This is a genomic window from Phocaeicola coprocola DSM 17136, assembly GCF_000154845.1.
GTDB lineage: Bacteria > Bacteroidota > Bacteroidia > Bacteroidales > Bacteroidaceae > Phocaeicola > Phocaeicola coprocola.
In genome coordinates, this window is record NZ_DS981432.1 from 17,448 (window position 1) to 30,556 (window position 13,109).

The 13,109-nt window shown below is 41.1% G+C and carries 11 protein-coding genes; 6 read left to right on the forward strand and 5 right to left on the reverse strand.

Annotation, left to right across the window (positions count from 1 at the left end):
* The first annotated feature begins 128 nt into the window (after positions 1-128).
* From purH to rodA, 6 genes are all read left to right on the forward strand, one after another.
* Positions 129-1,655, forward strand: a complete 1,527-nt coding sequence (gene purH / locus BACCOP_RS01120; RefSeq protein ID WP_007565276.1) for a bifunctional phosphoribosylaminoimidazolecarboxamide formyltransferase/IMP cyclohydrolase — start codon at positions 129-131, stop codon at positions 1,653-1,655.
* A gap of 150 nt (positions 1,656-1,805) precedes the next feature.
* Positions 1,806-2,828 (forward strand): rod shape-determining protein, encoded by a 1,023-nt coding sequence (locus BACCOP_RS01125; protein WP_007565278.1) that lies wholly within the window; start codon positions 1,806-1,808, stop codon positions 2,826-2,828.
* A gap of 98 nt (positions 2,829-2,926) precedes the next feature.
* Complete coding sequence (gene mreC / locus BACCOP_RS01130; RefSeq protein ID WP_007565280.1) at positions 2,927-3,766, forward strand: rod shape-determining protein MreC; 840 nt, start codon at positions 2,927-2,929, stop codon at positions 3,764-3,766.
* Between the two features lie 5 nt (positions 3,767-3,771).
* Positions 3,772-4,272, forward strand: a complete 501-nt coding sequence (mreD, locus tag BACCOP_RS01135) for a rod shape-determining protein MreD (RefSeq protein WP_007565282.1) — start codon at positions 3,772-3,774, stop codon at positions 4,270-4,272.
* A complete protein-coding gene (gene mrdA, locus BACCOP_RS01140; protein ID WP_007565284.1) occupies positions 4,272-6,122 on the forward strand; it encodes a penicillin-binding protein 2 in 1,851 nt (616 codons plus the stop codon). Before mreD ends, mrdA begins: the two co-directional genes overlap by 1 nt.
* Entirely contained in the window at positions 6,103-7,557 is a 1,455-nt protein-coding gene (gene rodA / locus BACCOP_RS01145) for a rod shape-determining protein RodA (RefSeq protein WP_007565287.1), read from the forward strand. The genes mrdA and rodA overlap by 20 nt, the downstream gene beginning before the upstream one ends.
* Here rodA and BACCOP_RS01150 read toward each other — a convergent pair.
* From BACCOP_RS01150 to cls, 5 genes are all read right to left on the reverse strand, one after another.
* Entirely contained in the window at positions 7,516-8,025 is a 510-nt protein-coding gene (locus BACCOP_RS01150; RefSeq protein ID WP_007565288.1) for a gliding motility lipoprotein GldH, read from the reverse strand. The genes rodA and BACCOP_RS01150 overlap by 42 nt on opposite strands.
* Entirely contained in the window at positions 8,022-9,467 is a 1,446-nt protein-coding gene (locus BACCOP_RS01155; protein WP_007565290.1) for a PSP1 domain-containing protein, read from the reverse strand. The genes BACCOP_RS01150 and BACCOP_RS01155 overlap by 4 nt, the downstream gene beginning before the upstream one ends.
* 4 nt (positions 9,468-9,471) lie before the next feature.
* Complete coding sequence (locus BACCOP_RS01160; RefSeq protein ID WP_007565291.1) at positions 9,472-10,596, reverse strand: DNA polymerase III subunit; 1,125 nt, start codon at positions 10,594-10,596, stop codon at positions 9,472-9,474.
* Between the two features lie 2 nt (positions 10,597-10,598).
* On the reverse strand, positions 10,599-11,552 hold the full coding sequence (metF, locus tag BACCOP_RS01165) for a methylenetetrahydrofolate reductase [NAD(P)H] (protein ID WP_007565293.1): 954 nt from the start codon (positions 11,550-11,552) through the stop codon (positions 10,599-10,601).
* A 110-nt stretch (positions 11,553-11,662) separates the two neighbouring features.
* Positions 11,663-12,958, reverse strand: a complete 1,296-nt coding sequence (gene cls / locus BACCOP_RS01170) for a cardiolipin synthase (protein WP_007565295.1) — start codon at positions 12,956-12,958, stop codon at positions 11,663-11,665.
* Positions 12,959-13,109: the final 151 nt, after the last annotated feature.

Genomic DNA, 13,109 nt, shown 5'->3' on the forward strand with positions numbered 1-13,109 from the left:
TGTTACAATCGTGTTACAAAATGAAAAAGGGATTTTTTAGAATTTCTTCGCATGTTTATCTACTGGAAATTCGTAACTTTGTACCCTAAACATAGAATTATTATAGTAATTACTAAAATATTATAGCAATGTCAGAGTCAAAGAGAATAAAAACTGCCTTGGTATCGGTATACCATAAGGATGGTTTAGATGCAATCATTCGTCGTTTGGCGGAAGAAGGTGTAGAATTTTTGTCTACCGGCGGTACACGTCATTTTATTGAAAGTTTGGGTTATCCCTGTCATGCAGTGGAAGATCTGACTGGATATCCTTCTATTCTGGGTGGTCGCGTAAAGACACTTCATCCGAAAGTGTTCGGTGGTATTTTATGCCGTCGTGAACTGGAAGAAGACCGTCAGCAGGTTACTCAGTATGAAATACCTGAAATAGATCTGGTGATTGTCGATCTTTATCCGTTTGAAGATACAGTTGCTTCAGGAGCCGATGCTCAGTCTATTATCGAAAAGATTGACATAGGTGGTATCTCATTGATTCGTGCAGCAGCGAAAAACTTCAATGATGTAGTTATCGTAGCAAGTAAAGCTCAGTATAAGCCGTTCCTTGATATCATTACAGAAAACGGTGCGGTTACTACTCGTGAAGAACGTCGCTGGTTTGCTAAAGAAGCATTTGCCGTTTCTTCTCATTATGATTCAGCTATCTTCGGATGGTTCGATGGAGGTGAAGATTCTGCATTCCGTTGTGCTGCTGAAGAACCGAAAGTATTGCGCTATGGTGAAAATCCTCATCAGAAAGGTGTTTTCTTCGGCGATTTGAACAAGATGTTCGATCAGATTCATGGAAAAGAAATTTCATACAACAATCTGCTTGACATCAATGCAGCAGTTGATTTGATTGATGAGTTCAAGGGAGAAACAACATTTGCTATCCTGAAGCACAATAATGCTTGTGGTCTGGCTTCTCGTCCTGTATTGGTAGATGCCTGGCGTGCTGCATTGGCAGGAGATCCTGTTTCTGCTTTCGGTGGTGTGCTTGTAACAAATACTGTAGTAGACCGTGCTACAGCCGAAGAAATCAATGGTTTGTTCTTCGAAGTTATTATTGCTCCTGATTACGATGTAGATGCTTTACAGATTCTTACTCAAAAGAAGAATCGCATCATTCTGGTTCGCAAAGAAGCTGAAACTCCGAAAAAACAGTTCCGTTCTTTGTTGAACGGTGTATTGGTTCAGGATCGTGATTTGAAGACTGAAACTCGTGACGATTTGAAACAGGTTTCTGAAAAAGCTCCTTCGGATGCTGAAATAGACGATATGCTTTTTGCTAACAAGATTGTAAAACAAAGCAAGAGCAATGCAATTGTACTGGCTAAAGGAAAACAGCTTGTAGCTAGTGGAGTTGGTCAGACTTCACGCGTTGATGCATTGAAGCAGGCTATCGAAAAAGCTAAGTCTTTCGGATTCGACCTGAATGGTGCTGTTATGGCTAGTGATGCTTTCTTCCCCTTCCCCGACTGTGTAGAACTTGCAGATAAGGAAGGTATTAAAGCTGTCATCCAGCCGGGTGGCTCAGTGAAAGATGAACTCACTTTCCAGTATTGCAATGAACATGGTGTAGCTATGGTCATTACTGGAGTGCGTCATTTCAAGCATTAATATTTACATAAGGAATATAAATAATGAGGAATAAAGGCTTTCCGTGGGGAATTGCATGAGGCGAGGCTGTATAAGTCTTTATTCTTCATTATATATTTATATTTTCCATATTAATTTAATAAGATCCTTTTATTACAGAGAAGAAAGATTATGGGATTATTTTCTTTTACACAAGAAATAGCAATGGATCTTGGAACTGCCAATACCATTATATTGAGCAATGACAAGATTGTAGTGGATGAGCCATCGGTGGTAGCACTCGACCGTCGCACTGACAAAATGATTGCTGTCGGTGAACGTGCAAAACTGATGTATGAAAAGGAAAACCCAAACATCCGTACTGTGCGCCCGCTTCGTGATGGTGTGATTGCCGACTTTAATGCGTGCGAGCAGATGATGCGTGGTTTGATAAAGAAAGTGAATACGGGGCGCCGTTTGTTTACTCCTTCACTTCGTATGGTGATTGGTGTTCCTTCTGGTTCTACTGAAGTAGAGCTGAGAGCAGTACGCGATAGTGCTGAACATGCGGGCGGACGTGATGTATATCTGATTTTTGAGCCAATGGCAGCTGCTATCGGTATCGGACTGGATGTAGAAGCTCCGGAAGGTAATATGATTGTAGATATAGGTGGTGGTTCTACCGAAATTGCGGTTATTTCATTGGGAGGTATTGTGTCGAACAATTCTATCCGTATTGCCGGAGATGATTTGACAGCCGATATTCAGGAATATATGAGCCGTCAGCATAATGTGAAGGTGAGTGAACGTATGGCAGAACGTATCAAGATTCATGTGGGAGCTGCCTTGACAGATTTGGGAGAGGATGCTCCGGAAGACTATATCGTGCGTGGACCTAACCGAATTACTGCATTGCCGATGGAAGTTCCGGTTTGTTACCAGGAAATTGCTCATTGTCTGGAAAAGAGCATAGCTAAGATAGAGACTGCAATTCTGAGCGCATTGGAAAATACTCCTCCAGAATTGTATGCTGATATCGTGAGCAACGGTATTTATCTGGCTGGTGGTGGCGCATTGTTGCGTGGACTCGATAAACGTTTGACTGACAAGATCAATATTCCGTTCCATATAGCCGAAGACCCCTTGCTGAGTGTAGCTAAAGGTACAGGTATTGCACTGAAGAACGTCGATCGTTTTTCATTCTTGATGAGATAAAACTTCCATTGAAGCATTATTTATGGAAGTTGCGGGGCCTTGAAAGATTATGGCTCCGCGTTAATCTTGATATTTCTCTTCTCTGATAGGTTGTAGGTATGCGAAATCTGCTAAACTTTTTATTGAAATATGATTATTGGCTGCTCTTTGTCTTCTTAGAGGTAGTGAGCTTCATTTTGCTGTTTCGTTTCAACAGCTATCAGGGGAGTGTCTTTTTTACTTCAGCCAATCGTATTGCCGGAAATATTTATGAAGTAGCCAGCGAGATTACTTCTTATTTCGGGTTGCATACGGTAAACCGTGATTTGGTACGCCGTAATGTAGAACTGGAATTGCAAGTTGAGTCTTTGAGTAAAGCACTTAAAGCTTATACACGCGATACTACCGAAGTAGAAAAGAATTATAAAGATGTGCTGGCTGATTATTCTATCTATCCGGCTCAGGTGGTGAATAACAGTCTGACACACGTTGATAATTACATAACAATCAATAAGGGTTCTGCTGATAGTATTTGTGCTGAAATGGGGGTAGTGAGCGGAAATGGAATTGTTGGCATTGTATATCAGACTTCGGCTCATTATGCCATTGTTTTACCAGTCTTGAATTCGAAAAGCAGTATCAGTTGTAAAATACGTCGGACAGATTATTTCGGTTCTTTAAAATGGAGTGGAGGTTCTTCACTCTATGCCTGGCTTAGGGATATTCCGCGACATTCTGAGTTCTCGTTAGGCGATACAGTTGTGACTAGCGGGCATAGTGCTGTATTTCCGGAAGGTATTCCTGTGGGAATGGTAGATGATATAATGGATAGTCATGACGGGTTGTCGTATGTGTTGAAAGTAAAACTGTTTACCGATTTTGCTCGTCTGAACGATGTAAATGTGATTAGTGCTCGTGGACAGTCAGAACAGGCTGTACTCGAAGATAATATAAAATAAAGGATATGGTATTGTTCTTACATAGACTGGGCTGGTTTGTGTTTCTGGTACTGCTTCAGGTACTGGTACTGAACCATGTGCATATCTTAGGCTATGCAACTCCTATGCTTTATATCTATTATATATTGATATTGAATGCTGAAACTCCGCGTAAATCGTTGTTGTTGCAGGCATTCTTTATTGGACTTTGCATTGATATATTTAGTAATACTCCCGGCATGAATGCGGCAGCGGCTACAATGATGGCTTTTACCCGTCGTCCGTTACTGCGTATGCAGATGCTTCGTGATGTGACTGACGATTATGTTCCCGGTATTCGCTCAATGGGATTCTATCCGTTTTTCAGGTATGTTCTGAGTGAAACGGTGGTATTTATTGTGACTTTGCAGGTTATCGATGCTTTTACCTTTTTCCGCATGAGTGAGCTGATGTGGAAAATTCTGACAGATACATTGATGACGATTGTCGGTATTATTTGTATAGACACTATAAGGAGGAAGAAGTAGTGGATAGAAATTATAAGCTGGCAAAAAGAAGATATGTAATAGGTGGCGTCGTGCTGACGGTAGTTGTTCTTTTTATCATTCGCTTGTTTGCCTTACAAATATTGAGTGACGATTATAGAAAGAATGCAGACAGTAATGCCTTTCTGAAAAAAATCCAATATCCGAGTCGTGGAGTAATATACGACCGTACGGGTAAGCTGTTGGTTTATAATCAGCCTGCTTATGATATTACGGTGGTAATGAAGGAAATTACTTCACTGGATACGCTGGACTTGTGTCGTACGCTGAGGATTACCCCTGAATTTTTACGGCGTAAGTTTCGCGATCTGAAAGATCGTCGTTTAAATCCTGGTTATTCGCCTTATACCAATCAAGTCTTTCTTACCCAACTTTCAGCTGAAGACTGTGGGGTTTTTCAAGAGAAGCTTTTTAAATTTCCCGGTTTTTATATTCAAAGACGTACTATTCGTCAGTATAATTACAATTCGGGGGCACATATATTAGGAGATATAGGGGAAGTTTCCAAACAGGAAATGGAGGACGATGAATATTATCTGCCCGGTGATTTTATTGGAAAGCTGGGAGTGGAACGCTCTTATGAGAAACAACTTCGAGGAGAAAAGGGAGTTGAAGTACTGCTTCGTGATGCGCATGGCCGTATTCAGGGCAATTATATGGAAGGAAAATTTGATAAAGCTCCTGTTCCTGGCAAGAACCTGACATTAAGTCTGGATATTGAGCTTCAGATGTTGGGTGAAAGGCTGCTGGAAGGGAAAATTGGAAGTATTGTTGCTATTGAGCCTTCTACGGGTGAGGTACTATGCCTTGTTTCATCGCCAACTTATGATCCCAGTCTGATGATTGGACGTGACAGAGGAAAGAATCATTTAGCTATGTCAAAGGACCCTTGGAAACCCTTGCTGAACCGTGCTATAATGGGAGCTTACCCTCCGGGATCTACTTTTAAAACTACTCAGGCCTTGACTTTTCTTCAGGAAGGAATTATTAATACAGGAACCATGTATCCATGCTCTGGAGGATTCTCTTACCGTGGACTTCATGTGGGATGCCATGCTCATCCCTCGCCTCTGTCTTTGATTCCTGCCATTGCAACTTCTTGTAATGGTTATTTTTGCTGGGGATTGTATTATATGATTGGTGCACGACAGAAATATGGTTCTGTGCAGAAGGCGATGAATACCTGGCGTGATTACATGGTTTCAATGGGATTTGGCTATCAGTTGGGAATTGACTTGCCGGGAGAAAAACGTGGAATGATTCCTAATGCACAGTATTATGATAAGGCATACCGCCGTTCATGGAATGGTTTGACTATTATTAGTATTTCAATCGGACAGGGAGAAGTTACTGCTACTCCATTACAGATTGCCAACTTGGGTGCTACTATAGCCAATCGGGGATATTTTGTAACTCCTCATGTCGTAAAGGAAATAGAAGGAGAGTCTATTGATTCGATTTATACAACTCGCCGGTATACGAAAGTAGATAAAGGGCATTATGAAGAAGTTGTACAAGGCATGCGTTCGGCTGTGCTTGGAGGTACATGCCGTACGGCAAATATTCCAGAACTGGAAATCTGCGGAAAAACGGGTACAGCGCAAAATCATGGAAAGGACCATTCTGCATTTATGGGATTTGCTCCGATGAATAATCCGAAGATAGCAATTGCTGTTTATGTAGAGAATGGAGGATGGGGAGCCATATATGGGGTTCCTATCGGAAAATTGATGATAGAAAAGTATTTGACTGGTAAGCTGACTGCGGAAGACGAGGCGTTGGCAACCGATATTCAAAACCGAAGAATTGATTATGGCTTACAGGAAAGATAGTTTATGGAAAACAGTTGACTGGTGGACGATAGCTCTTTACATGGTGCTGATCGTATGTGGATGGTTCAGTGTGTGCGGAGCCAGTTATGATTATGGTGATCCTGATTTTCTGAACTTTACTACACGTGCCGGAAAGCAGTTGATGTGGATTGGATGTTCCTTGACTTTAGGTTTTGTTTTGTTGATGCTTGAAGAACGTTTGTATGATACTTATGCTTATCTGATATACGGTATTTTGTTGTTGTTGCTTTTTGGAACAATATTTAATCCACATGAGATAAAAGGATCACGTTCGTGGATTGTATTGGGACCTGTGAGTTTACAGCCCGCAGAGTTTGCGAAGTTTGCAACAGCTTTAGCTTTGGCAAAATATATGGGCGAGTATACCTTTTCTATCGAGCGGGGTAGAAACATGCTGGTATGTCTTGCTATAATTCTTATCCCTATGGTGCTGATAGTCTGTCAGAAAGAAACGGGTTCGGCATTGGTTTACTTATCATTTTTTCTTGTTCTCTATAGAGAAGGTATGACCGGTTCCATCTTGTTTGCTGGTGTATGTGCCATTATTTATTTTATTGTCGGTATTCGTTTCAGCAATGAACTGATGGCAGATGGACTCACTTCATTGGGAGAATTTGCCGTATTGGGGTTAATTATATTGTTTTCTGCCTTATTGGTCAAAGCATATTGTAAGAATAGCGATCGAACTGTAGTCTATATACTTTCATTTGGATTGGGATCGATGTTATTGGGATGGCTTTTTTCGCTTTATGTCATTCCGTTTGATGTCGTTTATTTGCAGGGAGGTGTTTGTGCAGCCTTATGTATTTATCTGGTCTATTTATTCCTGCATGAACGTATTCGTAATTATCTGTATATATTGGTTTTTACCATTGGTTCGGTAGGTTTCCTTTTTTCTGCCGATTATGTGTTCAATGAAGTACTGGAACCTCACCAGCAGATTCGTATAAAGGTATTATTGGGTATGGAAGACGATCCGACGGGAGCTGGATATAATGTAAATCAAAGTAAAATCGCCATTGGATCTGGAGGTTTTCTTGGTAAAGGCTTTCTGAACGGTACTCAGACAAAACTGAAGTATGTCCCTGAACAGGATACTGATTTTATTTTTTGTACGGTAGGAGAAGAAAAAGGATTTGTGGGTTCTACTTTCGTTATTCTTTTGTTTGCTTCATTAATATGGCGTTTGATTTATTTGGCTGAACGTCAGAGTACCCGTTTTGGAAGAGTATATGGATATAGTGTGTTAAGTATTTTCTTTTTTCACCTGTTTGTTAATGTAGGCATGGTGTTAGGGTTAACTCCAGTCATCGGTATACCGCTTCCTTTCTTTAGTTACGGAGGATCTTCGCTTTGGGGCTTTACAATTTTATTATTTGTCTTTCTGCGTATTGATGCTGCTCGTGAACGGTAATAAGCGTATGCCTACATCACTGATACCTTTTAAAGGCTCATCTCGCATGATGTGTATTATCTGAACCATACTGTCGGATGGAGAAAAAGTGACAGGGTGGTGAGGGGAGGTATACTGGTATAAATTGCTGGAAGTTCCATTTCCTTTCCAGTTGCCTTGTTTGTCTGCCAGTGTGATATGGAGGGTATCGGGATGTCTGTCGGGACTAAGCGGATATAATATTTCCATCCATATATCTTGATAAGGATAGTTTTCTGTATGTCGTAGTCCTACTTCTAAGTCGTATTGTTTTCCTGCCAATTGAGCAGGTAACTGGTATTTCAGGGTATCTGTCTTTTTCCAGCCCTCAATACTCAGGTTTTGATAAGTATGGTAAATGGTTTGGTTATCGCATGCCGCAAGGGAGAATAGTAAACAGATTATTCCCCCTGCGATGCGAATATATGATGAAGTTTTTCGTGTGGTCATACTATCTCATTGTTATTCTTTCGTCCCTGTCGGCGCGGGCGATTGTTGGCTTGCTTGTTTCCTTCCGGCTGCGGTTGCTGAGCACGAGCTTCTGGTTGGTTAGCTTGTTTATCGGAAGGATTTGGAGCTGCTCCTTGTTGTTTAGGCGGACGATTTCCTTTTTCTCTGCGTTTTTCTCCTTGACGTTCTTCTTTTCGTCTGTTATCTTTGCCTGAATTGGATGGAACATTATTAGCAGTTGTAGCATTAACTGCTATTTTAGCTGTATTTTCTCCTTTTTCCTGACCGGCAGCATTGTTGGGTAAAGCCTTCTGAGAATTATTTTCCTGAACCGGTTGTTGACGGTTTTCTCCGTTTTTCTTCTTTTTACGGTTCTTGCTGTTCCGGCTTTTATCGAAGCGGGTTACGCTTTCTTGTTCCAGCAAATCTTTCGGACGTGCAGGTTCATGCATTCCGTTGTCATTAAGCTTTTCAGGTTTCTCACCTCTACGGTTCATATTGATAACCTCAAAAGCACGGCGTGCTGTAAGCGTTACTTCATTGGCAAGGAAACTCTTATCGGTAGAATAAATGATTTCTCCTTTTAAAATATCTGCTTTGAAGTAATAATATGTAGCATCCAGTGTTTCGAGTGTGATTTCTTTACTCGGAAGTCGTTTCTGGCATTCTACATAGGCATCTACTTCGTAGTTGAGGCAACATTTCAGTTTTGCGCACTGTCCTGCCAGTTTTTGAGGATTAAGTGATATATCCTGATAACGTGCTGCTCCTGTAGATACAGAGATAAAGTTTGTCATCCATGTAGCACAGCATAATTCACGTCCGCATGGGCCAATACCCCCGATGCGTCCGGCTTCCTGACGTGCACCAATCTGTTTCATCTCGATACGCACACGAAAAGCTTCTGCCAAGACTTTGATTAGCTGGCGGAAGTCGACACGCTCATCAGCAATGTAGTAGAAAATAGCTTTATTTCCGTCACCTTGATACTCTACGTCACCGATTTTCATTTGAAGCCCTAAGTCCGCAGCAATCTGGCGTGAACGAATCATTGTTGCATGTTCACGACTTTTAGCTTCTTCATATTTTTCCATGTCGACAGGCTTAGCCTTACGGTATACTCGGCGTATCTCAGCATCAGGCTTGATGTTTGCTTTACGCATTTGTAAAGGTACGAGTCGGCCAGTCAGTGTAACTGTGCCGATATCGTGTCCGGGGCTGGCTTCTACTGCTACGATATCTCCCTTTTCCAGTTTCAGATGGTTACTGTTCTTGAAATATCCTTTGCGGGTATTTTTGAATTGAACCTCTACCATATCCTGCTCTTCACTGTTGCCAGGGATATCTGCCATCCAGTCGTAAGTGTTCAGCTTGTTATCTTGTCGTCCGCAGCCCTTGCAGCATAAAGAACCGCTTCCGTTTTTCAATATAAATTTGCTCATAGTTTCAATTCTTTAATAGTACAATCATTTTCAGGGCGAAATCGAAAAAAACAAATTTGGGATTTACGTTTTGTTCGATGTGTCGTCCGGCTTCCTCCAATTCTTCCATGATACCTATCACATTTCTTTCGTTTACAAAAGGAGCGAATCGTGAGGCAAATTGTGCTTCTTCACGTCCTAAATAGTTCATTTCCGAGTGGTGGAAGTTATATATAAAGTTTTCTCGTATCATACGTTGGCAATAGGCTAGCAGATTTTTCTGCCTTTCTCTGCCTAAAGCTGCAACTTGTTCACTCCAGGCTTTCATTTCCTTGAGCCGACGTGCATAAGCTAATCTCATCAGTGAAGTGAACAATTCAAAGAAAAGTCGGTTCTCTTCTCCTAAGTGTATGTTTTCTATAGCCCGCAGTACACTCCCGGCAGATAAATGTGCAATGTCGGAAGCATCTTCTGGCTGAAGCATATAACGTGTACGTAATAGTCCGGCAATATCTTCTTCGTTAAGTGGAGGCAGGTTAAAGCGCTGCATACGGCTCGTAAGTGTTGGCAAAATGCTTTCGGGAGCCTCGCTAACCAATAAAAAGATTGTGTAGGCTGGTGGTTCTTCCAACAATTTGAGCAATTTGTTTCCACACTCTGCATTCATCTTTTCCGGAAGCCATATAATCATGATTTTGTAACTGCCTTCTCCGGCTTTCAGTGAAAGCTTGCGTTGTATTTCATCGCTTTCGCGGACAAAGATCTGCGCTTGCTGATTTTCGGCTCCCATACGTGCCAGCCAGTTTGCCAGTGAAAAATAAGGAGAGTCAATCAACTGTTGTCGCCAGACATCTATAAAATCGTCAGAAACGGTGTCGCGTCCTGCTTTTTTCTTTATTACCGGAAAAGCAAAATGTACGTCAGGATGAACCAGTTTGTTCATTTTTATGCATGAAGGACATTTTCCGCAGGCATCTTCTTCACCCGGATTTTCACAACACAGATAGCGAGTTAACGCTAATGCCAGAGGTAATTTCCCTGTACCTTCTGCTCCGCAAAACAATATGGCATGGGGCACTCGTCCTTCGTGTACGAGTGTCAACAAATGGCGTTTTGCCTCGGTTTGTCCTATGACGTCTTTGAAAAACACAGTTAATAAATTTCTTTAGCTACACGGCGTACGCTTTCTGTTGCTCCTACGGTGTAAAAATGAATACTAGGTACACCATGAGCTATCAACTCACGACATTGATTGATGCACCATTCTACTCCCAGCTGGCGAGCTTCTTCATCTGTTTGACATTTTAAAGCTTCCAATGCCAGTTCCTGAGGTAAATCAACTTTAAATGTTTTGGGAACAACGGACAGCTGTGACAACTTACTGAACGGTTTAATTCCCGGAATAATAGGAATATCAATACCTTCCTGACGGACACGATCTACAAATTCGAAAAATTTCCGGTTGTCATAGAATAATTGAGTTACAGCGTACTCGGCTCCAGCTTCTACTTTCTTTTTCAGCCAGTAGATATCTTGTTCCATATTGGGAGCTTCCTCGTGTTTCTCCGGATAACAGGCTACTCCATAGCTGAATGGATGTACAGGAGCCTTGATTGGTGATCCGTCGACGAATACACCTTGATTAAAATCATTGATTTGATGTTCCAGTTCTATGGCATGTGCATACCCTCCTGGCTCAGGAGTGAATACTTGTTCATGTTTGGCTTTATCACCACGCAGAATCAATAAATCAGTGATTCCCAAAAACTGTAAATCTAATAATACATACTCTGTATCTTCACGTGTAAATCCGCTACATAATATGTGTGGAACTACCGTAATATTGTATTTGTTCTGTATGGCAGCTGCTACCGCTACTGTACCGGGACGACGACGGATTCGTTTGCGCTCATAAAGACCATTACCCAGTTCGCGATATATATATTCGCTTCGATGGGTAGTGATGTTTATGTATTTAGGATCGAATTCGCGCAACGAATCGATTGTTTCATATAATTTCTCTATCCCAGTGCCTTTCAGCGGAGGAAGAATCTCGAATGAAAAGGCTGTCTTTTCAGGTGATTTTATTAAGTCGATTACTCTCATTTTGCTTTTTTTGCGCCTTGTCAGGCGTGTTACATATTTGGCAAAAATAAGAAAAATATTGTACTTAATGGGAGAATGTTTCTTAATTTTTTTAATTTACTGACCGATAATCAGAGTACAGGAGTAAACAAATGAGCGAACCATCCGACAAATCGTTTCCATGGAGTTCGTTTTTTGTAAACCTCTTTAGTCATGATCGTACTGTTCTGTTTGTCGGCACTGAATATATCAGTCAGTTGTGCTGTAACAGGCAAATCGAAAACGAATGCATTTATCTCGTAATCATATCGTAAACTCCGGCTGTTCAGGTTTGTACTACCTACGGTACAGAATCGTTCGTCTACCATCATGACTTTAGAATGATGGAATCCTCCGTTGTAAACATAAATATGCGCTCCCTTCTTTCTTAGTTGGTTAGCAAGATAAAATCCTGCATCGGGTGTGAAGCTGATATCCGACTTTCCGGGAATCATGATTTCTATTCTGACTCCACGGTCGACAGCTTTTTCAATGGCACGGCGAATGCTGGATGTCGGGGTGAAATAAGGATTGATAATCTGTATTTTCCGTTCGGCCGAATTGATGGCTGCAATATATGCATGTCTCATTGCTTCAGGAGATATTTTGGGAGCCCGCTGTACGATTGCTACCTGATGTCCCGCATGTACAGGAGCTGCATTCAATGAATCTTCCCCGAATGGAAAATATTCGTCTCCTCCGATTTGCTGTTTGGTTTCCTTATTCCACATTGTGAGGAAAACTTCCTGCAATTTTTCAACGGCAGGTCCTTTGATACGGATATGCATATCTCTCCATGCGCCGATTTTGGGAAGTCCGTTTATATAATAATCGGCAATGTTCATACCTCCTGTATATCCTACTTTACCGTCTATGACTATAATTTTTTGGTGGTCACGACTGGCTGCATGATTAACATACGGGAAAGTAATAGGGTCGAATGTAATAATCTCTATCCCTCTTTTACTTAAATCTTTAAGTAGTCTTTTACGAAGCGGACGGTTGTTTGACATATTTCCGAAGGCATCGAACATAGCTCGTACCTTCACTCCGTCTTTTACTTTCTCCGCAAGCAAGTCAAACAATGCATTTCCGATAGAGTCATTTCTGAAATTGAAGTATTCCAGATGTATATGATGCTTTGCCTTTTTGATTTCTTCAAAAAGGTCGTTAAATTTTTCTCTGCCACTGGGCAGCAGCTTCAGGTCATTGCTATTTATGATTGCTACATTCTGACTATGCAGATATCTGGCAAATAGCGAATCAGCTGGCAGATAAGTAGAATCTTTTTCCGCAATGATGGATGATTGCGCATGGCAAAGTAAGCCGAATTTCACAATCAGTAAAATTAAACAAAGAAAGTTTTTGTGAAATTTGTAGTCATTCATGCATTTGGTAGTTTTTGTGAGGTGCAAAAATATGGATTTTAATCAAGAAACCGTCATGACTTTATTTGCTTTTCTCCAAATTGTTACTATTTGACTGTAAAATCAGATGAAATGACTTTTCTGCACTTCTTTTCTTCTGCTTAATTTTATT